Genomic DNA, 23,726 nt, shown 5'->3' on the forward strand with positions numbered 1-23,726 from the left:
GTTGGGTGCGCCGGACGCACCCAATGTGGCGTTGGGTGCGTCCCACGCACCCAATGTGGCGTTCGGTGCGTCCCACGCACCCAACGCCACATTGGGACGCTCGAGCCCGGACCGGCCGGAACCCCCACCGGACCGCGTGCACGCACAAGAAACGGGCCGTCCCCGGAGACCCCGCCGGGAACGGCCCGTCACCCCCTTCGACCGGGCAGCCGCGGGAGTCGCCCGGTCGTGCGGGTCGGTCCCGGCCCCCACCGGGACCGACCCCTTTTCATCAGCCGGCCGCGCGCGTCACCACGGCGTTGCCGGAGCCCGTGCGGGCCCGCACCTTCAGCTTCACGCCACCCGAAGGAGCGCTGTCGGCGATGTCCAGCTCGCTGGACACCTTGCCTCCACTGGAAGTCAGGTCGACCTCCGCCGCCGTTCCTCCTCGGATGCCGATGCGGACCTCGCCGGAGCCGGTGATCAGGTCGAGCGTGCCCGAGGCCGCGTCGGCCACCGACAGGTCACCGCTGCCGGTGCGGGCCATCACCTCGCCCGACACCGCGCCCAGCCAGACGTCGCCGGTGCCGGTGGCCAGCGTCGCGGAGCCGGCGATCGACGACGCCTCGACGTGGCCGCTGCCGCTGCGCAGCTGCAGCCCGCCGAGTGTCGGGCCGAGCTTGATGCCGCCGCTGCCCGTGCGGACCGTCGCCGAGCCGTCGGCCCGGTCGAGCTTGACCTCGCCGGAGCCGGTCAGCAGGTCGACGCGGCCGGCCGAGCCCGTCACCGTGACGTCCGCCGCGCCGGCTCGCACCTCGACGTGCGAGCCCGCCGGGGCGCGCACGATCACCGACAGCGCGACGTTGCGCAGCTGCCACGCCTTCGGCGCCTGGACGACCAGGCGGTTGCCGAGCTTCTCGATCCGGCTCTGCCGCACCGCCTCGGCTGGGTTGGTCCCCGACGGGTCGACGCCGAGCTGGTCGCCGAAGCGCTCGCCGACCCAGGACAGCAGGCTGTTGACCCCCGCGACCCACGGCTGCTGCTCACCCCGGTCGTGCCGCAGCTCGACGCGGGCGCCGGAGTCGCCTTCGAGGACCACCTCGACGCGCCCGATCGTCACGCCGATGTCGAGCTCCAGCGGGACGTCGGTCTCGAACTCGTCGATCCGGACCAGCTCGTCGTTCGGAGCCTCCTCGGCCGGAGCAGCGGGCGTGACCGTCTCTTCGGCCGGTGTCGTCTCTTCGTCACTCATCTTCGATCCCCTCAGCCTTCGACCCAGCCGTGCAGGTGCGACCCGGGCCGCTCGCCCTTGCCGTGGTGCTTGGTGCCCCCGCCGAACGAGCCGTGCCCCAGCGCCCCCTGCACCGCCTGGGAGACGAACGTGTTCAGCGAGACACCCTGTGCCTGCGCCGCGCGCTCGGCCTGCCCCTTGATCTGCTCGACCAGGCGCAGCGTGATGCGCGAGATGTCACCGCCGTCGATCGGTGGTGGCGGCGTGGTGTCACGTGGTGTCGCGTGCGGCGGCGCCTCTTCGGCGGCTCCGGTGACGACCACGCGGACGTCCCGGCCGTCCAGCCGCACGTCGACCACCTGGCCCGGCAAAGCGGCCGTGACCTCGGCAGCAAGGTCGGCGAGGGCGTTCATCAGCGTCAGGCGGACGGCGGGTTCGAGCGCGGAGGACAGCAGCGCGGCCGCCCGCCGGGTCTGCTCGTCCCCGGCGGCAGCCGTGTTCGCGAGGTCCTCGCGAAGGTTGGCGATGTACGGCGTCAGGTCCATGACACCACTATGACGTCATATGTGGTGTCAGTCAAGGAGACCGTGCTGTCACGTGTCCCCCGGGAGTGGGCGCCCGCACGCGGTTAGGCTGCCGGGGGAGCTTGCGGAAGGAGTGCGGACGTGGCCGAAACCGTGTCACCGAGGGTGCAGCTGATCGCCAAGACGGAGTTCTTCCCGCCCGCGGACGTCCCCTGGACGACCGACGCGGACGGCGGCGAGGCGCTCGCGGAGTTCGCCGGCCGCGCCTGCTACCAGTCGTGGAAGAAGCCGAACCCGGCCACCGCGACCAACGCCGGCTACCTCGAGCACATCATCGACGTCGGCCACCTTTCGGTGCTGGAGCACGGATCGGTGACCTTCTACATCACCGGCATCTCCCGGTCCCTGACCCACGAGCTGATCCGGCACCGCCACTTCTCCTACTCGCAGCTCTCCCAGCGGTACGTGCCCGAGCGCGACGCCGAGATCGTCGAGCCGGACGTCATCGCGAACGATCCCGTGCTGCACGAGAAGTTCCTCGCCGCGGCCCAGGCGAGCGTCGACGCCTACACCGAGCTCCTCGCCGGTCTCGAGGAGAAGTTCGCCGACGTCCCGAGCGCGACGCTGCGGCGCAAGCAGGCCCGCCAGGCCGCGCGGGCCGTGCTGCCGAACGCGACCGAGACCCGCATCGTCGTCACCGGGAACTACCGGGCCTGGCGCCACTTCGTCGCCATGCGCGCCACCGAGCACGCCGACGTCGAGATCCGCGAACTGGCCGTGGAGTGCTTGCGGCACCTGCAGAAAGCCGCGGCGAACGTGTTCGCCGACTTCACCATCTCGACGCTGCCGGACGGCACCGAGATCGCTACGAGCCCGAAGGTGTTCGAAGGCTGATGAAGCGTCTTGCGATCGATGTCCGTCCCGGCGAGTACGCCGTCGTCCGGCTGCCCGCGGACGCCCCGGTGCCCGCCGAGCTCCTCGCCCCCGGCGAGCCCGCGTTCGTCTCGGTGACCCGGACGCCCGAGGAGCTGTCCATCATCTGCCCGGCCGGGCGCGAACCGTCCGGCGGCACGGCGTCCGAGGACGGCTGGCGGCTGCTCTCGGTCCGCGGGCCGCTCGAGTTCACGCTCACCGGCATCATCGCCGCGCTGGCCTCGGAGCTGGCCGCGGCCGGGGTCGCGCTGTTCTCGATGTCCACGTTCGACACCGACCACATCCTGGTCCGCGCCACCGACCTCGGGCACGCCGTCAAGGCGCTGCGCGAGTCCGGTCACGAGATCGCGCACCCCTGAGCGCTTTTCGGCGGGCGATTCACGGGTACTCCCGGCACGAGGGTGGGAACCATCACCCTTGAAATCGAAAGTTCGGCACGCCTAAACTTCGATTTGGGATCCCCGACACCCGGTTGAGAGGCAGGCGCCATGGCGGTCACCGAGGCGGTCCGGCCGAGACTCGCGTCGCGCCTGCGCACCGGGTCGGCCCTGCTGGGCCCGGCCTTCGTCGCCGCGATCGCCTACGTCGACCCCGGCAACGTCGCGTCCAACATCAGCGCCGGCGCCCGCTACGGCTACCTGCTGGTCTGGGTCATCGTCGCGGCGAACCTGATGGCCGTGCTCGTGCAGTATCTGTCGGCGAAGCTCGGCCTGGTCAGCGGGATGTCGCTGCCGGAAGCCCTGCGCACCCGGCTTTCGCGGCCCGCGCGGCTGGCGTACTGGCTGCAGGCGGAGGTCGTCGCCATCGCCACCGACCTCGCGGAGGTCGTCGGCGGCGCCATCGCGCTCTACCTGCTGTTCGACCTGCCGCTGGTCGTCGGCGGCCTGGTCACCGGCGCGGTCTCGCTGACCCTGCTGGCGGTCCAGGACCGCGGCGGCCAGCGCACGTTCGAGCGCGTGGTCACCGGCCTGCTGCTGGTCATCGCGGTCGGGTTTCTGGCCAGCCTGTTCGTCGAGTCGCCGTCGGTCTCGGGCACGCTCGGCGGGCTGGTGCCGAAGTTCGACGGCACCGGCAGCATCCTCATCGCCGCCGCGATGCTGGGCGCGACCGTCATGCCGCACGCCGTCTACCTGCACTCCGGTCTGGTCCGCGACCGCCACGGCCTCCCGGACGTCACCACCCGCCGCCGCCTGCTGCGCGCCACCCGCGCCGACGTCGGCCTCGCGATGCTGCTGGCCGGCGCGGTCAACCTCGGCATGCTGCTGCTCGCCGCGACGAACCTGCAGGGCCAGACGGGCGTCGACAGCATCGAGGGCGCGCACGCCGCGGTCGCGGTGGCCCTCGGCCCGGGCGTCGCGCTGATGTTCGCGATCGGCCTGCTGGCGTCGGGCCTGGCGTCGACGTCGGTGGGCGCGTACGCGGGCGCCATGATCATGCAAGGCCTGCTGCACAAGCGGATCCCGCTGGTCCTGCGCCGTCTCGTGACCCTCACCCCGGCGATCGTGGTCCTCGCGCTCGGCGCCGACCCGAGCGCGGCGCTGGTCGTCTCGCAGGTCGTGCTGTCGTTCGGGATTCCCTTCGCGCTGGTGCCCCTGATCCGGCTGACGGCCGACCGTGATCTGATGGGGGCGGACGCCAACCGCAGGCTGACGACCATCGCGGCCGCACTGATCGCGGTGGTGATCATCGCGCTCAACCTGGTGCTGATCTACCTCACCTTCACCGGTTGAGCCACGAGCAGGGAGACCCTCCACCATGGCCTGGATCTTCGCCCTCAACGCCGAATGCGGTGGGCGGGAGACCCACGCCCGGGACCTCGCGCGCCACTTCCAGGGCTGGTCTTCGCGCATCTTCTCCGACGGCGGCAACGGCTGGTGGTGCGGAGTCACGCCCGAAGGCCTCGGCGAGAAGGGGATCGAGTCCGCCGAGGACGCGACGGCGTTCACCGCCGCCGGGCGCCGGCTCTACTGGATGCTCCGCACGGCGCCGCCGGTCTACCGCTACGCGCTCGCCGGGGTGGAGACCGACGAGTTCCGCACGTACGACGAGCTGATGGCCGAGAACGACCTGACGCGCTTCCCCGGTCTCGTCGTCAGCGAAGACATCTGGGCCGCGACCGGCAAGCGCAACGCGTTCAGCGACTTCGCCCCGGGTTACCGGTGGATCCCGTACCGCGGCGAGGCGTACAAGTCACCGCGCTGAACCCCGCTGTACCCCGTCGGTCACGAATTCGGCGGAACCTCGAACGCTCCGGAGCGGTCCGACTAGCATCTGCGCGACCGCCGCCAAAAGGAGCACCGTGACCGACGAACAGACCCGGCCGTACCCACCGCAGGCGCCCGTCACGCCTGGTCAGCGGGTTGTCGCCGGCCGTTACGCGCTCCTCGGCGAACTCGGCCGGGGCGGCATGGGCGTCGTGTGGCGGGCGCAGGACCAGGTCATCGGCCGGCAGGTCGCCGTCAAGGAACTGCGGCTGCCCGACGCCGAGTCCGCCGCCGTCTTCTCCGAGCGCGCCCTGCGCGAGGTGCGCACCGGCGGGCGGCTCAACGACCCCGCCGTCGTCACCGTCTACGACGTCGTCACCGACGGCGGCACCACGTTCATCGTGATGGAGCTCGTCGAGGCGCCGTCTCTGGCGGACCTGGTACGCCAGCGTGGCCCGATGCCCGCCGCGCAGGCCGCGCAGCTGGGGGAGCGGGTCCTCGCCGCGCTGCAGGCCGCCCACGCGGCCGGGATCGTGCACCGCGACGTGAAGCCGGCGAACATCCTCGTCGCGCCGGACGGCCGCGTGAAGCTCACCGACTTCGGCATCGCCCACGCCATCGACGACCCGCGCCTGACCACCAGCGGCATGATCGTCGGCTCGCCCGCCTTCATGGCGCCGGAGCGCGTCGAAGGCCGCGAAGCGCTGCCCGCGTCCGACCTGTGGTCCCTGGGCGCGACGCTGTTCTTCGCCGTCGAAGGCTCGATCCCGTTCGAGCGCGCGACCACCGCCGCGACGCTGCACGCGATCATGACCGAGATCCCGTACCTGACCCGCGGCCAGGGGCCGATCGCCGCGGCCATCCTCGGCCTGCTCGTCGCCAACCCCGACGCGCGCCTCACGGCCGCCCAGGCGCAGAACCTGCTGACCACGGCGCAGGGCGTCCGGCCGACGCCGCCGAACGGCACCGCGATGGTCCAGCCCATGACCCGGGTCGCGCCGCAGCCGCCGAAGAAGAACCTCCGCGCGCTGTGGATCTCGCTCGCCGCGGTGCTCGTCGTCGGTGCCCTGATCGGCGGGTTCTTCGCCGGCAAGGCCTACCAAACGCCCGCCGCCGACCAGCAGAAGCTGCCGACCATGACGTTCGGCCTCGGCGGGCAGATGCGGGTCGACGCCAGTTCGAGCTACCTCTGCTACAACGCGTCGGTCCAGGACGGCGGCGAGATCAGCGACGCGAACGACGGCGACTGCAAGGAGAGCCACACCCTCGAGATCTACGACGCCGGGGACGCCATCGGCACCACGAGCTGGTCCGACAGCGATGCGACCATCGCCGCCTACCCGGGCCTGGGCGCCGTCACCGCGGCCGCCGAAGCCCGCTGCGCGGCCTCGTTCCGCTCGTCGATCGTCCCCGAGACCAAGCGCGACGGCCTCAAGTACCGGGCGCTCGTGCCCACCCAGGCGCAGTGGCAGAGCGTCCCGACCGAGAGCGGCGTGTACCCGACGCGCGAGTTTTACTGCGTGCTGGCCAAGTCCGACGGCGGTCCGATCTCCGCGCCGATCGTGACCAAGGTCAAGTAGAAGTTCCGCGACGAGCGGCCGCACTCCGGAAATCCTCCGCACTTCGCCGGACGTGACCAGGTCGGCGCGGTTTTGTCGGTGCTACGGGGTACCGTCTCAGCATGTCCAACCCACCTACCGCAGCGCCCGGAAGGCCCTTCGGGCGCGTGCTCACCGCGATGGTCACGCCCTTCGACGCCGAAGGCGCGCTGGACCTGAAGCGGGCGCAGGAGCTGGCCGAGCACCTCGTGGAGCTGGGGAACGACGGCCTCGTCATCAACGGCACCACCGGCGAGAGCCCGACCACGAGCGACGCGGAGAAGCAGGAGCTCATCCGCGCCGTGGTCGAGGCCGTCGGCGACCGCGCGACCGTCGTGGCCGGCGCGGGCACCAACAACACGGCGCACAGCGTCGAGCAGGCGAAGCAGGCCGAAGCGGCCGGCGCGCACGGCCTGCTGGTCGTCACCCCGTACTACTCGCGGCCGAGCCAGGCCGGCCTGCACGCGCACTTCACGACGGTCGCCGACAGCACCGGGCTGCCGGTGATGCTCTACGACATCCCGCCGCGCTCGGTCGTGCCGATCGAGGTCGACACGCTGCTGCGGCTGGCCGAGCACCCGCGGATCCTCGCGGTCAAGGACGCCAAGGGCGACCTGATCGCCGGCTCCGAGGTCATCGCCAATACCCACCTCGCCTACTACTCGGGCGACGACGGCCTGAACCTGCCCTGGATCTCCGTCGGCGGCACCGGCGTGGTGAGTGTGATCGGTCACGTCGTCGCGGGCCGGATCCGCGCGATGATCGACGCCTACGAGAACGGCGACACGTCCACCGCGCGCACCAACCACCGCGGCATGCTGCCGGTCCTGCGTGCGATGTCGCGGGTCGGCGGGGTCGCGTTCAGCAAGGCGGCGCTGCGGCTGCGCGGCTTCGACGCCGGCGAGCCGCGGCTCCCGATCATCGCGCCGACGGCCGAACAAACAGCCCTGATCGCCGGTGATCTCGGGCAGGGCGGCGTGCCGCTGGGCGACACGGCGGCCCGGGACTGGCATGGTGAGCGGGTGGCACAAGCAGATTCGAGGGCCGCCTACGTGGCGCCGACCTCGCACACCAGCGTTGGGACCCTGCCTCGGTGAGCTCACTTCCCCCAGGTCCAGGCCCCACCAACGCCCCGCCCGAACTGCCTGCCGGGGCCCTGCGCGTCGTCGCGCTGGGCGGTATCGGCGAGGTCGGGCGCAACATGACCGTCTTCGAGTACGCCGGCAAGCTGCTCATCGTCGACTGCGGGGTGCTCTTCCCCGAAGACGACCAGCCCGGCGTCGACCTGATCCTGCCCGACTTCCGCGCGATCGAGGACCGCCTCGACGACATCGAAGGCTTGGTGCTCACCCACGGGCACGAAGACCACATCGGTGCCGTCCCGTTCCTCCTTCGCCTGCGGCCGGACCTGCCGATCTACGGCTCGAAGTTCACCAACGCCCTGCTCGCGGCGAAGGCCAAGGAGCACCGGCAGCGGCCCAAGCTGATCCAGGTCCGCGAGGGTGAGCGCCGCGACGTCGGGGTGTTCAACCTCGAGTTCTTCGCGGTCAACCACTCCATCCCGGACGCGCTGGCCGTGGCCATCCGCACCCCGGCGGGCGTGGTGCTGCACACCGGCGACATCAAGCTCGACCAGCTCCCGCTGGACGGGCGCCTGACCGACCTGGCCGGCTTCTCCCGGCTCGGCGACGAGGGCGTCGACCTGTTCTGCGTCGACTCGACCAACGCCGAGGTGCCGGGGTTCGTCATGCCCGAGCGCGACATCGGCCCGGTCCTCGACGACGTCATCCGCCGGGTCGACCAGCGCGTGATCGTGGCCTGCTTCGCCAGCCACGTCCACCGCGTCCAGCAGGTCCTCGACGCCGCCCAGCGGCACGGCCGCCGGATCGCGTTCGTCGGCCGGTCGATGGTCCGCAACATGGGGATCGCGGCCGAGCTGGGCCTGCTCAACGTGCCGGACGGCCTGCTGGTCGACCTCGACCAGGCGAGCGGCCTGCCGGAGAGCAAGGTCCTGTTCGTCTCGACGGGTTCCCAGGGCGAGCCGCTCTCGGCGCTGTCGCGGATGGCGCGTGGTGAGCACCGGCAGATCTCGATCCGCGCGGGCGACACCGTCGTGCTGGCCAGCTCGATGATCCCGGGCAACGAGACCGCGGTGTTCGGCGTCGTCAACGGCCTGACCCGGCTCGGCGCGAACGTCGTCCACCAGGGCAACGCCAAGGTGCACGTGTCCGGCCACGCGTCGGCGGGGGAGCTGCTCTACCTGTACAACGCGGTGCGCCCGAGCAACGTCATGCCGGTCCACGGCGAGTGGAAGCACCTGAAGGCCAACGCCGAGCTGGCGATCCGCACCGGCGTCGCGGCGGACAACGTGGTGATCGCCGAAGACGGCGTGGTCGTCGACCTGGTCGACGGCAAGGCGTCCCGCACCGGGCGGGTCGAGGTCGGGCACGTCTACGTCGACGGCCTCTCGGTCGGCGACGTCGGCGAGTCGACCTTGTCCGACCGGCTGGTCCTCGGCGAGGGCGGGTTCATCTCGATCAGCGTCGCGATCGAATCCGCCACCGGGCGCCCGGTCAGCGCCCCGACGGTGTCCGGCCGCGGCTTCTCCGACGACCCGAAGGCGCTCGACGCCGTGGTGCCGCTGGTGGAGATGGAGCTGGCGCGCACGGAGGCCGAAGGCATCACCGACACCCACCGGATCGCCCAGGCGGTCCGCCGGGTGGTCGGCCGCTGGGTCGCCGACACCTACCGCCGCCGCCCGATGATCGTCCCGACGGTCATCCCGGTCTAGAACCGCCTCTGAAGGCCACCATCAGGGCATCCAGTGCCCTCATGGTGGCCTTCAGCGCATCAGCTTGCTGACGAACAGGGCGAGTCCCACGGTGGCGGTCTGGCGGAGCAGAGCGCGGCGCGCCCGGCGCTGGTCGGCTCGTGTCGGTTTCATGCGTACCCCCAAGTGGTCAGGCCCCAGTGTCGCGCGCGGGGCGGGCCGGGACATCCCACTTCGGGACAGGACCGCATCCCTCCCGGGTATGAGGGCCTCTGTTAGGCCGTCTGGACCACGAGCCGGTGGTTTGCCGGGCGCTAACCTTGATCCCCACCCTCGCCTCGCCGAAGAGAGGCCGCGCCGATGGGACGTCACTCGCCGGACGGACGACGCCGGCTGCTCGTGCCCGTCCTCGCGACTTCGCTCGTGGTCGTCCTCGGGGTGGCGGCCTGGGTCACCGTCTCGGCGGTGCGGTCCCGGCCGACGTGCGAGCAGCCGGTCAAGGTCCTCGTCGCCGCGTCCGCCGACATCGCGCCCGCGCTCTCGCTCGTCGCGCGCGGTCTCGGCATCGCGTGCGGGGGCGTCGAGGTCCAGACCAAGGACGCGGCCGCCACGGCCGAGCAGCTCGCGCTGTCCGACGGCAGCCCGCGGCCGCAGGTGTGGGTGCCGGACTCGACCCTCGCGCTGCGCCGCGCCCACCAGTTCGGCGCCGCCGACGTCCCCGAATCCGGGGCTTCGGTGGCCAGCTCGCCGGTCGTGCTGGCCGTCGCCGAGGACGTCGCCAAGGGGATCGGCTGGCCCGAGCACGTGCCCACCTGGGCAGAGGTCCTGGGCGCGCGGGGCGCCGTCCCGGGGATGGCCGACCCGGCGCGGGACTCGGTCGGCGCGGTGGCGTTGCTCGGGTTGCGGGAGAGCGTGAAAGCGGCGCCCGAGCCGGCGGGCGCGTACGTCGCGTTGCTGCGGCGGTTCTCCGCCAACACGCTCGGCGGGGAGACGGACCTGATCGCGCGGCTGCCGGGGTCGGGCGGCACCGGCGGCACGGCCGCGGTGACGATGTTCCCCGCGTCGGAGAACTCCTTGCTGCGCCACAACATCGAGGACGCGTCGTCGCCGCTCGTCGCCGTGTACTCGAACGCGGTGCCCACCTTGGACTTTCCGTTCGCCGAGCTGGGCGGGATCACGCCGCAGCAGCGGCCGATCGTCGACGCGCTGCGGGAAGCGGTACTGGGCGACGCGGGTGCGGAGGCCATCGCGAAGACGGGCTTGCGCGCGGCGGGCGGGCAGGCGCTGCGCGAGCACACCGACGACCCGCACGTGTCGACGGCCGGTTTCCGGGCCGCGAACCTGCCGCCCGCCGCGTCCGTCGACGAGCTGCTCAACCAGTGGGCCGGGATCAACCTGAGCGCGCGGGTGCAGGTCCTCGTCGACGTTTCGGGTTCGATGAACGCGCAGGTGCCGGGGACCGGGCTGAACCGGATGCAGCTGTCGATGCAGGCGACGGCGAAGGCGCTGCACCTGTTCAAGCCCACGACCCAGCTGCGGATGCTGGCGTTTTCGACGCACCTGGACGGCGACAAGGACTACCGCGAGCTGCTGCCGATGGCCCCGGTGTCGCAGCACCTGGCGAGCGGCGCGCTGGACAAGCTCGCCCAGGTGAAGGCGACGCCGGACGGCGGAACGGGGCTGTACGACAGCGTGCTGGACACGTACCGGGTGGCCCGCCACGAGTGGGAGCCGGGCCGGCTCAACCTGGTGATCGTCCTGACGGACGGCCGCAACGAGGACCCCAGCGGGATCTCGCGGGAGGACCTGCTGGCCGAGCTGGCCAAACTCCAGGACCCCCGCCGCCCGATCCCGCTGATCGGGGTGGGCATCGGCCCGGACGCGGACAAGGCGGAACTGGACCAGCTGACCGCGGCGACGGGCGGCCAGGCCTTCGTGGCCCCGGACCCGGCGAAGATCACGGACGTGTTTTTCGCAGCCCTGAGCCGCATCGCCGGCGGCTGAGTTCCCGGCCACACGTGACCGGAGCCGGAACTCGCGTGATCAGGCCCGTAACTCGCGAGATCCGCCTTCAATCACGCGAGTTCCGGCTCCGAACACGCGAGATCCGAGGGGAATCACCCGTGATCCGGCGGGCATCTCGCGTGATCAGCGGGGCATCACTCGCGATGCCCCGCCAGTCACGCGTGATGCCTCCTCAATCACGCGTGATGCCCGTCGGCGCACGGCTGGTTCGCCGGCGGATGAGGAAGTAGACGCCCAAGATCACCGCCAGGCTGATCAGGCTCAAGGACAACTGCGCCCGGGTGTCTTCGTCCACGAACAGCATCGAGGCCACCACGACCAGCGTCAACGCCAACGTCAGCCAGCTCAGCCACGGATACCCCCACATCCGCAGCTTCAGGATCTCCGGCGCCGTGGCCTCGAGGTGGCGGCGCATCCGCAGCTGCGACCCGCAGATGATCGCGTACACGAACAACGCCACCGCGCCCGCCGAATTGATGATGAAGTAGAAGATCTCGTCCGGGGACACGTAGCTCATCACCACGGCCACGTAACCGACCGAAGTGGACACCAGGATCGCCTTCCACGGCACTCCACGCCGGTTCGTGTCCGCCACCCACGACGGGGCCCAGCCGTGGCGGCGCAGCGCGAACAGCATCCGGGATGCCGTGTACAGTCCCGAATTCAGCACCGACAACGCCGCCGTCAGCACCACCGCACTGACCAAAGTGGACGCCGCCGGGACGCCGAACCGGCCGAACGCCGCCGCGAACGGGCTCGTCTCGCTCGGGATCTCGCGCCACGGCGTGATCATCACCAGCAGGGCCACCGAGCCCACGTAGAACACGATCACGCGCCAGACGATCGTCGACGTCGCCTTGCGGACCGCCGTCTCCGGCTCGCTCGACTCCGCCGCCGCGATCGTGACGATCTCCGCGCCGAAGTAGGAGAAGATCACGATCACCACGCCGTGCACGACGGAGAACCCGCCGTTCGGGACGAAGCCGTCGAGGCCGATGTTGCCCACCGAGAAGTGCGCGCCCGGCCAGAGCCCGAGCACGAACAGCAGGCCCAGCACCAGGAACACGACGATGGTGGCGACCTTGATCGACGCCAGCCAGAACTCCGTCTCGCCGAACGACCGCGCCGACGCCAGGTTCGTCGCCGTCAACAGCAGCATCAGCGCCAGCGAGAACACCCATTGCGGCACCCCGGGAATCCAGCCCTGCAGGATCTTCGCGCCGGCCACCGCTTCGAAGGCGACCACGCCGACCCAGAAGTACCAGTACAGCCAGCCGATCGTGAAGCCCGCCCAGCCGCCGAGCGAGTCGCGCGCGTACTCCATGAACGAGCCGAGCGCCGGCGCCGCCGTCGCCATCTCGCCGAGCATCCGCATGACGAGCACGACGAGCAGCCCGCCCAGCGCGTACGAGAGCACCGCGGCCGGCCCGACGGTGTGGATCACCGCGCCGCTGCCGATGAACAGGCTCGCGCCGATGATGCCGCCGAGGGCGATCATCCGAACGTGCCGCTGACGCAGTTCCGGCCGCAGCCCCCGAGTCGTCATGGTGGGGAATTCTCGCACTCGCTCGCCAGCTCGTGAAGAGATCAGCTCGTCAGGATCTCCGACTTCCGCTGCACCAGGTACGCGCCGGCCAGCAGGATCGCCGAGCCGAGCAGCTGTGGCCAGGTCAGCTCCTCGCCGATCAGCGCCCACGCCGCGACCGTCGTGATCACCGGCTCGACCAGCCCGAGCACACTCGCGACCGACGCGGGCAGGTGCCGCAGCGACGAGATGCCGCAGACGTAGGCGAGCACCGTCGCGATCAGGACCAGCAGGACCATCAGCAGCCACACCGGCGGGCGCCAGGCGCCGAACTCGACGTCCACGGCCAGCAGCCCGACCGGCCACGTCCACGGCGGCGCGACGAGGCTGATCAGCACCGCGCCGATCACCATGCCCCAGGTGACCAGGCCCAGCGGGTCGATGTCGGCCACCGCGCGCTCGCCGAGCAGGAAGTACCCGGCCGAGCACAGCGCCGCGCCGAAGCCGGCGAGCAGGCCGACGCCGTTCAGCGTGACGCCCTGCCAGACCTGGGCGACCAGCGACAGGCCCACCATGGCCAGCGCGATGCCGCCCCACACCGACCGCGGCAGCCGGTGCCGCCGCACGAACCGCACCCACAGCGCGATGAGCACCGGCGAGATGAACTCCAGCAGGATCGCGATGCCGACGGGGATCCGGCCCGCGGCGACGAAGTAGAGCAGCTGCACACCGGCGACGCCGAGCAGGCCGTAGCCGGCCAGCACCGGCAGCTCGGTGCGGCGCACCCGCAGCTTCCGCGGCGCGACCAGCGCCACCCCGGCGAGCAGCACGAGCCCGGCGAGCCCGATCCGCATCGCGGCCACCTGCTCCGGGGTGAAGCCGGCCGACATCGCGGACTTGCCCAGCGTGCCCGACGTGCTGAAGAACAGCGCCGCGAGCAGGACGAGCGTGGTCCCGCGGCCGCGGTGGGCGACCCGGGGAGGCGCGAGGACGGGCAGCTCGGTGGTCACCACCGCGACTGTAGGGGCCCGCCGCGTGACTGCCAAAGTGGTTTTTCCGGTTATCCGGCCTGCTTCAGCCCGGTCGCGACGTGCGTCGTGATCGTCGCGAGCCGCCGGCCCTGGACGCGCAGCGCGCCGAGGGCGAGCTCGTCCGGCGCGGCCGACTTGCGGGACACGAACGAGCCGCCGTACGGGTTGCCGGACTCCATCAGGTGCGGGTCGGTGTAGCCGAGCGGCACCACGATCGCGCCCCAGTGGTAGAAGACGTTGTTGATCGCCAGCAGCGTCGACTCCAGGCCGCCGTGGCGGGTGGACGCCGTCGTGAACGACGTCGCGACCTTGTCGGCCAGCTTCCCCTGCGCCCACAACCCGCCCGTGCTGTCCAAAAAGGACTTCAGCTGGGCCGCCGGTCCGCCGAACCGGGTCGGGCTGCCGACGGCGAGCCCGTCGGCCCACACGAGGTCGTCGAGCGTGGCGAGAGCGTGGTGCGGGCCCGAGCCGATCCAGGCCTGCCAGCGCCGGTTCTGCGCGATGGCTTCGGCGGGCACCGTCTCCGGCACGGTCCGCACCCGCACGTCGGCGCCGGTTTCGCGGGCTCCCGCGGCGAGGGACTCGGCGAGGGCGGCGGTGTTCCCGGTCGAGCTGTAGTAGACGACGAGTATCCGTGTGCTCACGTCCGCCGACTCTAGGCGAGCCGGCGCGCGCGTCCCAGAATCCGGACTCGGTCCTCAGCAGCCCCGCCGGCCGCTGCTGATTCCGTAGTACTCGCCGCCCCAATAGACCCAGCCGACGGCGGCCACGCAGCGGTGCGCCGTGCCGGTGACCCCTCGAGGGCCCGCGTAGTACTTGTAGTTGCCGGTGTCCGGGCTCGACGAGCGGTCGGGAGTGCAGTACTGGCCTTCACCGCTGGTTTCGACGCAGCGTTCGATCCTCACGTAGGTCTCCGCGGCCACCCCGTAGAGGGCGCCGAGGTGGTAGAAGCAGGCGCTGTTGGTCCCGCCGTCGGCGCTGTTGTAGTAGATCGTCAGCTCCCCCAAGCCGAGGGCGCCTCTGCTGTCGTTGTAGGTCTTCGTCCCCGAACACGACACCGCGGCGTTCGCCGGTGCCGCCGTGACGGCTCCGGTGGTCAGCACGATACCGAGCACGGCCAAGATCGAGCCCACGGTCTTCGCGATCCTTCGCATGAAACCCTCCACTCTGCGTCGCCGACGAGAACGCAGCACTCACGCCTGCGACGAGAGAAGGGTTTAGCCGACGCGCGGAACCAGCTCAGGATCCGGATGTCGGCTTCCACGGGCTGACCGTGTCAGTGGGCCGCGTCGGGTCGTGGAACCGGGGCCGGTCGAGTTCGCCGGCCCGCAGCGGGATCAGGCCGTCGGTGATCGCCTGCATGATCTTCGCGTGTGCGCGCACCCCGGCGCCCGGGCGCTCCGGCTCGACCTCCGACAGGTCGACGGGGTCGCCGAAGTGCACCCGGAACTTCGGCCGCCGCAGCGGCGCGCTGAGCCCGGAGCGGGCGAGCGGGACCAGGTCGGCCGGGCCGTTGACGGTTTCGGTGCCCCAGTAGACGGCCTCGTGCGCGCCCCACTGGCTGATCGGGATCACCGGCACGCCCGCGGCCAGCGCGAGCCGCGCCGCGCCGGTCTTGCCGCGCTCCGGCCACAGGCCCGGGTCGTGGCTGATCCGGCCCTCCGGGTAGACGATGATCGGCTCGCGCGTGGTCTTGAGCGCTTCGACGGCCTCGGCGAACTGCCCGACGGCGGTCGCGGCGACCTTCCGGTCGACCCGCAGGTGGCCGCTGACCCGCAGCGCCGGGCCGATGACCGGGGCGTCGAGGATGCCGCCGGCCAGCATGAACCGCGGGTTGATGCCGATCCGCTTGCACGCCGCCATCAGCACGAACGCGTCGAACACGCCGATGTGGTTCGCGGTCATCAGCAGCGGCTTGCCGCGCAGCTGCGCCGGGATCCGCCCGCTGACGGTGAGCCGCCCGACGAGGTTCACCAGCCCCCGGTCGATGTTCAGCATGGTCCGCCAGATGGCGGGGGCTCGGCGAGAGGTGTTGTCGGAGTGCAGCGCGACCATGGGGCAGAGCATGGCAGACGCCGGATTCACCCGGATGTGCACTGGCCGGATCCGTTCACCCGGATGGCCGCTCGTGCCCAGGTGTGAGGCAGAAGTTCACCCTGCGCCGAGAGTGGCGCATGTGACGAAGGGCCACGGCCGGTTACCGTTGAGGGCATGGCTGGGTCGGCGACGAGGAAGCGAAGCACGGGAAGCGGCGCGAAGGGGGCAGCGGCGCGTAAGCCGCGTACACCTGCGAAGCCACGTACGCCGGCCGCTCGCAAGCCGGCTCCCCGCTCACGCCGCAAGACGCCCGGGATCTTCGGCAAGGGCGTCCGCGGCACCTGGAACCTGCTGGCCAAGGGCATCGGCACGCTGGCCAGGACGGTCGGCCGCACCCGCGAACTCGAGGCCGAACACCGCCGTGACGGCCTCGCGCTGGGCCTGATCGCCCTGGCCATCGTCGCGGCCGTCGGGGTCTGGTGGCGGGCGGCCGGCCCGATCGGGGCCGGCGTCGAGATCGCCGCCCGGTCCGTCCTCGGTGCCGGGGCTGTCACGCTCCCGCTGGTCCTCGTCGTCGTGGCCGTCGCGCTGATGCGGTCCGAGCCGCACCCCGAGACCCGGCCGCGGATGGTGATCGGCACGATCATGGTCGTCCTGTCGGTGCTCGGGATGCTGCACATCTTCACCGCGCTCCCGGCGACCAACGACGGCCGGATGTACGCCGGCGGCATCATCGGCGCCTTCTCCGGCGGCCTGCTGACCATGGGTGTCACCACCTGGGTCGCCGTGCCGATCCTCATCCTCGCGCTGGTCTTCGGCGTGCTCGTGTTCACCGGCACGCCCGTCCGCGAGATCCCGCACCGGCTGCGCAACTGGGGCCTCGACGAAGACGAGATCGCCGAAGCGGACCAGAAGGCCGGGTTCGCCACCGACGAGGAGACCGTCACCGAGGCCGACCCGAAGTCCGCGCGCCTGCGCAAGCCGTCGCGCCGCCGCCAGGCCGCCGACGCGAACCCCGAACAGCTCGACCTCGACACCATGCTCGCCGAGGCGCCGACGCCGATCAAGCCACCCAAGGCTGTTCCCAAGCCGGTCGAGGTGCCCGAGAAGAAGCCGAAGAAGGCCCCGGAGCCGCCGCTCGCGATGACCCGGACGGTCGAAGGCGATTACCAGCTCCCGCCGCCCGACCTGCTGAAGCTCGGCGACGCGCCGAAGTCCCGCAGCAAGGCCAACGACGCCATGATCGAGGCGATCACCGGCGTGCTGGAGCAGTTCAACGTCGACGCGCAGGTCACCGGCTTCACCCGCGGCCCGACGGTCACCCGGTACGAGGTCGAGCTCGGCCCGGGCGTCAAGGTCGAGAAGATCACCGCGCTGACCAAGAACATCGCCTACGCGGTCGCCACCGACAACGTCCGGTTGCTGGCGCCGATCCCGGGCAAGTCCGCCGTCGGCATCGAGGTGCCGAACTCCGACCGCGAGATGGTCCGCCTGGGTGACGTCCTGCGCGCGCCGTCCACGGTCAAGGACAACCACCCGATGGTGATCGGCCTCGGCAAGGACATCGAGGGCCACTTCGTCACGGCGAACCTGACGAAGATGCCCCACCTCCTGGTCGCCGGTTCGACCGGGTCCGGTAAGTCGAGCTTCGTCAACTCGATGCTGGTGTCGCTGCTCGCGCGGGCGACGCCGGACGAGTGCCGGATGATCCTGATCGACCCGAAGATGGTCGAGCTGACGCCGTACGAGGGCATCCCGCACCTGATCACGCCCATCATCACCCAGCCGAAGAAGGCCGCCGCCGCGCTGGCCTGGCTGGTGGAGGAGATGGAGCAGCGCTACCAGGACATGCAGGTCAACAAGGTCCGGCACATCGACGACTACAACAAGAAGGTCAAGTCCGGCGAGATCACCGCGCCGCCGGGGTCCGAGCGCGAATACCGGCCCTACCCCTACATCATGGCGATCGTCGACGAGCTCGCCGACCTGATGATGACCGCCCCGCGCGACGTCGAGGACGCGATCGTCCGGATCACCCAGAAGGCCCGTGCGGCGGGCATCCACCTGGTCCTGGCGACGCAGCGGCCGTCGGTCGACGTCGTCACCGGCCTGATCAAGACGAACGTGCCCTCGCGGCTGGCGTTCGCGACGTCGTCGCTGACGGACTCGCGGGTCATCCTCGACCAGCCGGGCGCGGAGAAGCTGATCGGCATGGGCGACGCGCTCTACCTGCCGATGGGCGCCGGCAAGCCGGTCCGCATCCAGGGCGCGTTCGTCGGCGACGAAGAGATCTCCGCGGTCGTCAACTACGCCAAGGAGCAGGCGCAGCCGGACTACCAGGACGGCGTCACCGCGCAGAAGGCCGGCGAGAAGAAGGAAATCGACTCGGACATCGGCGACGACCTGGACGTCCTGCTGCAGGCGGCCGAGCTGATCGTGACGTCCCAGTTCGGCTCGACGTCGATGCTGCAGCGCAAGCTCCGGGTCGGGTTCGCCAAGGCGGGCCGCCTGATGGACCTGCTGGAGAGCCGGGGGATCGTGGGCCCGTCGGAGGGCTCGAAGGCGCGCGACGTGCTGATCAAGCCGGAGGAGCTGGAGTCGGTGCTGTTCATGATCCGCGGCGGCGACCCGGTGCCCTCGGACCCGGACGACGAGTAGTGCAACCCTTTCCCGGGCCCGTTCCGTCCTGAGCACATGGACCTGCAGCGATTCGCAGCCGGACTGTTCGCCTTCGCCGTCGTCGCGGTGGGCGCCGGGAGTTCCGTGGCTTCGGGGCAGCCCGTCCCGGCCCGGCCGGCGGCGCCGTCGACCGTCAGCACCGCGCCGCAAGGGGACGTCACCCTGCGGCTGGGGCAGGAAGCCGCCATCCAGGGGAAGGACCTGACGGTCCGCTACCTTCGGGTCGTCTCCGACTCGCGGTGCCGCCCCACCATGACGTGCGTCTGGCAGGGCGAGGCGACGCTCGCGTTCCTGCTGAGCGAGCCCGGCCGCGGCGAGAGCACGACGGCCGAGCTGCACAGCGGCCCGCGGACCGGCCCCCAGGCGACCTCGTTCGCCGCCAGCCGCGTCGAGCTGGTGTCGGTGAGCGAGGACGGCCTGGAGGCGACGGTCCGGGTCGGCTGAGCGTGCGTCAGCTGCCGAACTTGCGCACGGCCTGGTAGTACGTCCAGGCGGCGGCCTTGCAGGCCACGTTGGAGCCGCAGACGCCCTTGAGGTCCGAGTAGAGGTTGTCGTCGATCTTCAGGCGGTTCGCCTCGGAGAAGCGGCCCTGCTTCTTGTAGTTGCGGTAGCCGAAGTCGTGCCGGTGGCAGCCGGGCAGGAACTTCCAGCCGAACGGGTTGTCCGGCGCCCACGAACAGCCGTCCGAGGACCAGTCGAGCTGGCCGTTGTACGGCGCCTGGCCCCGGATGGTCTCGAAGTTCGAAAGCGAGGTCGAGAAGAGGTACTGGTCGGTGACCGTCGGGATGTCGACGGCCGCCGCGGTGCCGGCGCCCAGCAGGGCACCCCCGCCGACAGTCGCGGCCACCGCGATGGTGGCCCCCAGGTTCCGGAGTGTCGTGCCCATTTGTGTGTTGTTTCCTTGCTGATCAGGGAACGGATGAGTGTGATCAGCATCGGTCTTCGGGTGGCGCGCGTCACCGCCCGAAAGAATGTTGTCGGGAAACTTTCAGAGTTCGGGCGCCGCTAGGGGTGGTTCAGAGTTCGAGCAGCATCCGGGAGTTGCCGAGGGTGTTCGGCTTGACGTACGGCAGGTCGAGGAACTCGGCCACCCCGGTGTCGTGCGAGCGCCGCATCTCCTCGTAGACCTCGTGCGACACCGGCGTCCCCTGGATCTCCACGAAGCCGTGCCCGGTGAAGAAACTCGTCTCGAACGTCAGCACGAACAGCCGCCTGAGACCCAGCTCACGCGCCTCGTCGATCAGCCGGGCCACCAGCACCCGCCCGACCCCCTGGCCGCGGACGGCCTTGTCGACCACCACCGTGCGCAGCTCGGCGATGTCCTCCCAGAGCACGTGCAGCGCGGCCGCCCCGACGACCTCGCCGTCCACCTCGGCGACCCAGAACTCCTGGACCGCTTCGTACAGCGTGACCAGGTCCTTCTCCAACAGGACACGCCCGGCGTCCGAGTCGACGAGGGCCTTGATCTTGCGGACGTCGGCGATCCGCGCGCGGCGGACGGCGGGGGAGGCGGACGGCACGATCGTCAACACTGCCACATCGCCCGGCGCCGGTGCCGACACAGCTGCTTTCGGGGGTCCGGGTGGCGAAGCCCCCGGCCCGGGGCGAAGCCCCGGTTGTCACGACCGGGCCACGCCGTCGTCGGGCCGCGCGGGACCGGCGGCTACCCTGAACGTCGTGCCTTCTCCTGCCACTGACCCTGCCGCCACCCGACGCGTCTCCCTGCTGACCCTGGGCTGCGCCCGCAACGAGGTCGACTCGGAGGAGCTGGCGGGCCGGCTGGCGGCCGGCGGCTGGGAGCTGGCGGCCGATCCGGAGGACTCCGACGTCGTGGTGGTCAACACCTGCGGCTTCGTCGAGTCGGCCAAGAAGGACTCCGTCGACACCCTGCTGGCGGCCTCGGACACCGGCAAGAAGGTCGTCGCCGTCGGCTGCATGGCCGAGCGCTACGGCCACGAGCTCGCCGACAGCCTGCCCGAGGCGGACGCGGTCCTGGGCTTCGACCACTACGCCGACCTCTCCGACCGGCTCGACGACGTCGTCGCGGGCCGCAAGGTCGCCTCGCACACGCCGGGCGACCGCCGGAAGCTGCTGCCGATCAGCCCGGTCCAGCGGCCCGCCGCGGCCGAGAACGTCGAGGTCCCGGGCCACGCGCAGCACGGCTGGGGCCCCCGGGTGCTGCGCACGCGCCTCGACGACTCGCCGGTGGCCGCGCTGAAGATCGCCTCCGGCTGCGACCGGCGCTGCTCGTTCTGCGCGATCCCGTCGTTCCGCGGTTCCTTCGTCTCGCGGCAGCCGGACGAGATCGTCGCCGAGGCGATGTGGCTGGCCGAGCACGGCGTCAAGGAGCTGTTCCTGGTCAGCGAGAACTCGACGTCCTACGGCAAGGACTTCGGCCGCGACGGCGCGACCGCGCTGGAGCGGCTGCTGCCGCGGCTGGCGGAGATCGACGGCATCGAGCGCGTCCGCGTCTCCTACCTGCAGCCGGCCGAGACGCGTCCGCAGCTGGTCAAGGCCATCGCGACGACCCCGGGTGTCGCCGAGTACTTCGACCTGTCGTTCCAGCACTCGAGCGAGCAGGTGCTGCGCCGGATGCGCCGGTTCGGCTCGACCGACTCGTTCCTGGCGCTGTGCGAGCAGATCCGCGAGCACGCGCCCGAGGCGGGCATCCGCACCAACGTCATCGTCGGCTTCCCCGGCGAGACCGAGCACGACCTGAGCGAGCTGGAACGCTTCCTGACCGGCGCGCGCCTCGACGCCGTCGGCGTCTTCGGCTACTCCGACGAGGACGGCACCGAGGCCGAGACCTTCGAAGGCAAGCTCGACGCCGACGAGGTGGCCAAGCGCGTCACGCGGATCTCCGCGCTGGTCGAGGAGCTGACCGCGCAACGCGCCGAGGACCGGATCGGCACCTTCGTCGACGTCCTCGTCGAGCTGGACGACGACGGCGAGCTCACCGGCCGCGCCGTCCACCAGGCCCCCGAGGTCGACGGCGAGTGCGTCATCCTCGACGCGCCCGAGAAGACGGAGGTCGGCGACTTCCTGCGCTGCGAGGTCGTCGACTCGGCGGGCGTGGACCTGGTCGTCCGCGCGGTACCGGACGCCGACCGGTGAGTGCGCTCCCGAGTGACGCCGCCGACGAAGGCACGGCCCACGACGGCCCCGCCCAGGTCCCGGTGGCGACCCCGGTCCCGACGCTCAACATCGCCAACCTGCTGACGCTGTCCCGGCTGGTCCTGGTGCCGCTGTTCATCGCCGCGCTCTTCGTCGGCGACGGCCACGACACCACCTGGCGCGCGCTCGCGACCGGGCTGTTCGCGATCGCCTCGGCCACCGACCAGCTGGACGGCTGGGTGGCCCGCCGGTACGGCCTGATCACCGACTTCGGCAAGATCGCCGACCCGATCGCGGACAAGGCGCTGACCGGCGCCGCGCTGGTCGGTTTGAGCATCCTCGGCGAGCTGGGCTGGTGGGTCACGATCGTGATCGCCGTCCGCGAGATCGGCGTCACGCTGCTGCGGTTCTGGGTGATCCGCCACGGCGTGATCCCGGCCAGCCGCGGCGGGAAGGCCAAGACGATGGCGCAGATCGCCGCGATCACGGCGTACCTGCTGCCGCTGCCCGCCGGTGCCGACCCGGTCCGCTGGGCGCTGATGGGCCTGGCGCTGGTGCTGACCGTGGTGACCGGCGTGGACTACCTGGTCCGGGCCGTGCGGCTGCGCGCGGCCGGGCGCCGCGTCACCGGGAGCTGAGCCGTGGCCGAACTGCCCGGTGAAGAGCCCGGGGCGGCAGCCGAAGCGTCGCGAACGAGTCATGCGCGACAGGCGGTGGAGCCGGGCGACGAGCAGGCCGCCGCCCTGATCGCCGCCCTCGTCGCCCGCGGTGAGACCGTCGCGGCCGCCGAGTCGCTGACCGCCGGGCTCGTCTGCGCCACCCTGGCCCGGGTGCCCGGGGCGAGCGCCGCCCTGCGCGGGGGGCTGGTCGTCTACGCCACCGAACTGAAGACCGCGCTGGCCGGGGTCGACGCCGGCCTGCTCGCCGAGCACGGCGCCGTCCACCCGGAAGTCGCCGCCCAGCTGGCCGAGGGCGCCCGCGAGCGCTGCGGCGCCACCTGGGGCCTCGGGCTCACCGGCGTGGCCGGACCAGCCGCCCAGGACGGCGTCGCGCCGGGCACCGTGCACATCGGGCTCGCCGGGCCGGGAACACGCACACAGCATCTTTCGGGGGTTCGGGTGGCGGAGCCCCCGGCCCGAGGCGAAGCCTCGTTTGACACAGCTCTTTCGGGGGCTCGGGTGGCGGAGCCCCCGGCCCGAGGCGGAGCCTCGTTTGTCACAGTCCGTACCCTGGCCCTCGGCGGCGACCGGGACTTGATCAGGACCGAATCGGTCCGGGCGGCGTTTTCCCTGCTCGGGGAACATCTGGCGTGAAACCGGCGTTCGCCCTTGGCGTACGGGCACCCCAACTCCTGCGCCCAGGGCGCCGCTCTGGGTAACGTAGGGGGTACTTGTACGGAAGGGAGGCGCGTGATGACCGTGCTGTTGCGTGAGGCGATCGGTGATCGGCTCCGTCATGCCCGCACCAACCAGCGTCGTACGCTGCGCGACATCTCCCGCGCCGCCAGGGTCAGCCTCGGCTACCTCTCCGAGGTGGAACGGGGCCAGAAGGAGGCGTCGAGCGAGCTGCTCGCGTCCATCTGCCAGGCCCTGGACCTTCCGCTCGGCGAGCTGCTGCACAAGGTGGCGGCGGACGTTTCGGCCCTCGACAACGTCGAGGTCGCACCGGTCGACGAGCGGATCGGGGACGGCGCGCCCCGGGAGAAGGTGCCCGAGCGGGGCGCCAAGGCCTCCGCGGCCGGCATCGAAGGCGGCCGCCTGATGTCGGAGCTGATCGGCAACGACCTCGCCGACCTGCGGGTTTCCCCGGCGCCACGGATGAACACGACCCTGCGCACGACGATCGGGCAGCCGAAGCTGGCGTCCACGATCGCCGCGTAGAGGCGCGGTTGATGGGTGGGTTGTGCTCGCGGAGAGCGCTCGCCTGAGCGCCTCTACGTGTGTCTTCTGGGGGCCGAGCCCCCAGGCCCCCGCCGGGGGCAGGCCCCCGGACCCCCGATCGGTGCGGGTCCACTCGGTCCGCTCGGCTGGGCAGCTCCGCAGCAAGATTCGAACCGTTTGAGCAGCCGGCCCCGGG

22 protein-coding genes and 1 pseudogene are annotated in these 23,726 nt (G+C 71.4%); 14 read left to right on the forward strand and 9 right to left on the reverse strand.

What is annotated here, in order from left to right; translation table 11 throughout:
- Nucleotides 1–271: 271 nt before the first annotated feature.
- Nucleotides 272–1,231, reverse strand: a complete 960-nt coding sequence (locus tag AB0M83_RS44210) for a DUF4097 family beta strand repeat-containing protein (RefSeq protein ID WP_364527267.1) — start codon at nucleotides 1,229–1,231, stop codon at nucleotides 272–274.
- A gap of 11 nt (nucleotides 1,232–1,242) precedes the next feature.
- The gene (locus AB0M83_RS44215; RefSeq protein ID WP_364527270.1) at nucleotides 1,243–1,755 is read right to left on the reverse strand and encodes a toxin-antitoxin system HicB family antitoxin; all 513 of its coding nucleotides are present in this window, start codon (nucleotides 1,753–1,755) and stop codon (nucleotides 1,243–1,245) included.
- Nucleotides 1,756–1,875: 120 nt separating this feature from the next.
- Between AB0M83_RS44215 and thyX the strand changes: the two genes are divergently transcribed.
- From thyX to AB0M83_RS44255, 8 genes are all read left to right on the forward strand, one after another.
- The gene (thyX, locus tag AB0M83_RS44220; RefSeq protein WP_364527273.1) at nucleotides 1,876–2,628 is read left to right on the forward strand and encodes an FAD-dependent thymidylate synthase; all 753 of its coding nucleotides are present in this window, start codon (nucleotides 1,876–1,878) and stop codon (nucleotides 2,626–2,628) included.
- Nucleotides 2,628–3,026, forward strand: a complete 399-nt coding sequence (locus tag AB0M83_RS44225; protein ID WP_364527276.1) for an ACT domain-containing protein — start codon at nucleotides 2,628–2,630, stop codon at nucleotides 3,024–3,026. The genes thyX and AB0M83_RS44225 overlap by 1 nt, the downstream gene beginning before the upstream one ends.
- Nucleotides 3,027–3,155: 129 nt before the next feature.
- Complete coding sequence (locus AB0M83_RS44230; RefSeq protein WP_364527279.1) at nucleotides 3,156–4,397, forward strand: Nramp family divalent metal transporter; 1,242 nt, start codon at nucleotides 3,156–3,158, stop codon at nucleotides 4,395–4,397.
- A 25-nt stretch (nucleotides 4,398–4,422) separates the two neighbouring features.
- Nucleotides 4,423–4,869, forward strand: coding sequence for a hypothetical protein (locus tag AB0M83_RS44235; protein WP_364527281.1), 447 nt, complete (start codon nucleotides 4,423–4,425; stop codon nucleotides 4,867–4,869).
- Between the two features lie 97 nt (nucleotides 4,870–4,966).
- The gene (locus AB0M83_RS44240; protein WP_364527284.1) at nucleotides 4,967–6,451 is read left to right on the forward strand and encodes a serine/threonine-protein kinase; all 1,485 of its coding nucleotides are present in this window, start codon (nucleotides 4,967–4,969) and stop codon (nucleotides 6,449–6,451) included.
- 101 nt (nucleotides 6,452–6,552) lie between these two features.
- Nucleotides 6,553–7,566 carry a 4-hydroxy-tetrahydrodipicolinate synthase gene (gene dapA / locus AB0M83_RS44245; RefSeq protein ID WP_364527287.1) on the forward strand — a complete coding sequence of 338 codons (1,014 nt, stop codon included), beginning with the start codon at nucleotides 6,553–6,555 and terminating at the stop codon, nucleotides 7,564–7,566.
- On the forward strand, nucleotides 7,563–9,260 hold the full coding sequence (locus AB0M83_RS44250; protein ID WP_364527290.1) for a ribonuclease J: 1,698 nt from the start codon (nucleotides 7,563–7,565) through the stop codon (nucleotides 9,258–9,260). The genes dapA and AB0M83_RS44250 overlap by 4 nt, the downstream gene beginning before the upstream one ends.
- Before the next feature lie 339 nt (nucleotides 9,261–9,599).
- Nucleotides 9,600–11,243, forward strand: coding sequence for a substrate-binding domain-containing protein (locus tag AB0M83_RS44255; protein WP_364527293.1), 1,644 nt, complete (start codon nucleotides 9,600–9,602; stop codon nucleotides 11,241–11,243).
- Nucleotides 11,244–11,436: 193 nt separating this feature from the next.
- Here AB0M83_RS44255 and AB0M83_RS44260 read toward each other — a convergent pair whose 3' ends face one another.
- The 5 genes from AB0M83_RS44260 to AB0M83_RS44280 form a co-directional block, all read right to left on the reverse strand.
- Nucleotides 11,437–12,810 (reverse strand): amino acid permease, encoded by a 1,374-nt coding sequence (locus AB0M83_RS44260; protein WP_364527296.1) that lies wholly within the window; start codon nucleotides 12,808–12,810, stop codon nucleotides 11,437–11,439.
- Nucleotides 12,811–12,851: 41 nt separating this feature from the next.
- Nucleotides 12,852–13,799 (reverse strand): EamA family transporter, encoded by a 948-nt coding sequence (locus AB0M83_RS44265; RefSeq protein WP_364527299.1) that lies wholly within the window; start codon nucleotides 13,797–13,799, stop codon nucleotides 12,852–12,854.
- Between the two features lie 50 nt (nucleotides 13,800–13,849).
- Complete coding sequence (gene wrbA / locus AB0M83_RS44270; RefSeq protein WP_364527302.1) at nucleotides 13,850–14,464, reverse strand: NAD(P)H:quinone oxidoreductase; 615 nt, start codon at nucleotides 14,462–14,464, stop codon at nucleotides 13,850–13,852.
- A 54-nt stretch (nucleotides 14,465–14,518) separates the two neighbouring features.
- Nucleotides 14,519–14,974 (reverse strand): hypothetical protein, encoded by a 456-nt coding sequence (locus AB0M83_RS44275; protein ID WP_364527304.1) that lies wholly within the window; start codon nucleotides 14,972–14,974, stop codon nucleotides 14,519–14,521.
- Between the two features lie 85 nt (nucleotides 14,975–15,059).
- The gene (locus tag AB0M83_RS44280) at nucleotides 15,060–15,875 is read right to left on the reverse strand and encodes a lysophospholipid acyltransferase family protein (RefSeq protein WP_364527307.1); all 816 of its coding nucleotides are present in this window, start codon (nucleotides 15,873–15,875) and stop codon (nucleotides 15,060–15,062) included.
- A gap of 156 nt (nucleotides 15,876–16,031) precedes the next feature.
- Here AB0M83_RS44280 and AB0M83_RS44285 point away from each other — a divergent pair, with 156 nt between their 5' ends.
- Both AB0M83_RS44285 and AB0M83_RS44290 read left to right on the forward strand, forming a co-directional pair.
- The gene (locus tag AB0M83_RS44285) at nucleotides 16,032–18,515 is read left to right on the forward strand and encodes a DNA translocase FtsK (RefSeq protein WP_364527310.1); all 2,484 of its coding nucleotides are present in this window, start codon (nucleotides 16,032–16,034) and stop codon (nucleotides 18,513–18,515) included.
- Nucleotides 18,516–18,551: 36 nt separating this feature from the next.
- Nucleotides 18,552–18,980, forward strand: coding sequence for a hypothetical protein (locus tag AB0M83_RS44290; RefSeq protein WP_364527313.1), 429 nt, complete (start codon nucleotides 18,552–18,554; stop codon nucleotides 18,978–18,980).
- 7 nt (nucleotides 18,981–18,987) lie between these two features.
- On the opposite strand, the gene AB0M83_RS44295 is transcribed toward AB0M83_RS44290, so the two are convergent.
- Nucleotides 18,988–19,422 (reverse strand): phospholipase, encoded by a 435-nt coding sequence (locus AB0M83_RS44295; protein WP_364527316.1) that lies wholly within the window; start codon nucleotides 19,420–19,422, stop codon nucleotides 18,988–18,990.
- A gap of 130 nt (nucleotides 19,423–19,552) precedes the next feature.
- Complete coding sequence (locus tag AB0M83_RS44300; protein ID WP_364527328.1) at nucleotides 19,553–20,056, reverse strand: amino-acid N-acetyltransferase; 504 nt, start codon at nucleotides 20,054–20,056, stop codon at nucleotides 19,553–19,555.
- A 157-nt stretch (nucleotides 20,057–20,213) separates the two neighbouring features.
- Here AB0M83_RS44300 and rimO point away from each other — a divergent pair, with 157 nt between their 5' ends.
- The 4 genes and pseudogenes from rimO (at nucleotide 20,214) to AB0M83_RS44320 (ending at nucleotide 23,530) form a co-directional block, all read left to right on the forward strand.
- Nucleotides 20,214–21,650: a 30S ribosomal protein S12 methylthiotransferase RimO gene (gene rimO / locus AB0M83_RS44305; RefSeq protein ID WP_364527319.1), complete on the forward strand. Its 1,437-nt coding sequence runs from the start codon at nucleotides 20,214–20,216 to the stop codon at nucleotides 21,648–21,650.
- Nucleotides 21,647–22,288: a CDP-diacylglycerol--glycerol-3-phosphate 3-phosphatidyltransferase gene (gene pgsA / locus AB0M83_RS44310; protein WP_364527322.1), complete on the forward strand. Its 642-nt coding sequence runs from the start codon at nucleotides 21,647–21,649 to the stop codon at nucleotides 22,286–22,288. Before rimO ends, pgsA begins: the two co-directional genes overlap by 4 nt.
- Before the next feature lie 75 nt (nucleotides 22,289–22,363).
- Nucleotides 22,364–22,747, forward strand: a pseudogene (locus AB0M83_RS44315) (nicotinamide-nucleotide amidohydrolase family protein); the annotation flags it as partial.
- Between the two features lie 315 nt (nucleotides 22,748–23,062).
- Complete coding sequence (locus AB0M83_RS44320) at nucleotides 23,063–23,530, forward strand: helix-turn-helix transcriptional regulator (protein WP_364527325.1); 468 nt, start codon at nucleotides 23,063–23,065, stop codon at nucleotides 23,528–23,530.
- Nucleotides 23,531–23,726 lie beyond the last annotated feature (196 nt).

It is taken from the genome of Amycolatopsis sp. NPDC051106, assembly GCF_040682775.1.
Classification (GTDB): Bacteria; Actinomycetota; Actinomycetes; order Mycobacteriales; family Pseudonocardiaceae; genus Amycolatopsis.

Coding starts and splice junctions, on each gene's coding strand:
- AB0M83_RS44210 (WP_364527267.1), bottom strand. CDS start 1,231: ATGAGTGACGAAGAGACGACACCGGCCGAAGAGACGGTCACGCCCGCT.
- AB0M83_RS44215 (WP_364527270.1), bottom strand. CDS start 1,755: ATGGACCTGACGCCGTACATCGCCAACCTTCGCGAGGACCTCGCGAAC.
- AB0M83_RS44225 (WP_364527276.1), top strand. CDS start 2,628: ATGAAGCGTCTTGCGATCGATGTCCGTCCCGGCGAGTACGCCGTCGTC.
- AB0M83_RS44230 (WP_364527279.1), top strand. CDS start 3,156: ATGGCGGTCACCGAGGCGGTCCGGCCGAGACTCGCGTCGCGCCTGCGC.
- AB0M83_RS44235 (WP_364527281.1), top strand. CDS start 4,423: ATGGCCTGGATCTTCGCCCTCAACGCCGAATGCGGTGGGCGGGAGACC.
- dapA (WP_364527287.1), top strand. CDS start 6,553: ATGTCCAACCCACCTACCGCAGCGCCCGGAAGGCCCTTCGGGCGCGTG.
- AB0M83_RS44255 (WP_364527293.1), top strand. CDS start 9,600: ATGGGACGTCACTCGCCGGACGGACGACGCCGGCTGCTCGTGCCCGTC.
- AB0M83_RS44260 (WP_364527296.1), bottom strand. CDS start 12,810: ATGACGACTCGGGGGCTGCGGCCGGAACTGCGTCAGCGGCACGTTCGG.
- AB0M83_RS44275 (WP_364527304.1), bottom strand. CDS start 14,974: ATGCGAAGGATCGCGAAGACCGTGGGCTCGATCTTGGCCGTGCTCGGT.
- AB0M83_RS44280 (WP_364527307.1), bottom strand. CDS start 15,875: ATGGTCGCGCTGCACTCCGACAACACCTCTCGCCGAGCCCCCGCCATC.
- AB0M83_RS44285 (WP_364527310.1), top strand. CDS start 16,032: ATGGCTGGGTCGGCGACGAGGAAGCGAAGCACGGGAAGCGGCGCGAAG.
- AB0M83_RS44290 (WP_364527313.1), top strand. CDS start 18,552: ATGGACCTGCAGCGATTCGCAGCCGGACTGTTCGCCTTCGCCGTCGTC.
- AB0M83_RS44295 (WP_364527316.1), bottom strand. CDS start 19,422: ATGGGCACGACACTCCGGAACCTGGGGGCCACCATCGCGGTGGCCGCG.
- AB0M83_RS44320 (WP_364527325.1), top strand. CDS start 23,063: ATGACCGTGCTGTTGCGTGAGGCGATCGGTGATCGGCTCCGTCATGCC.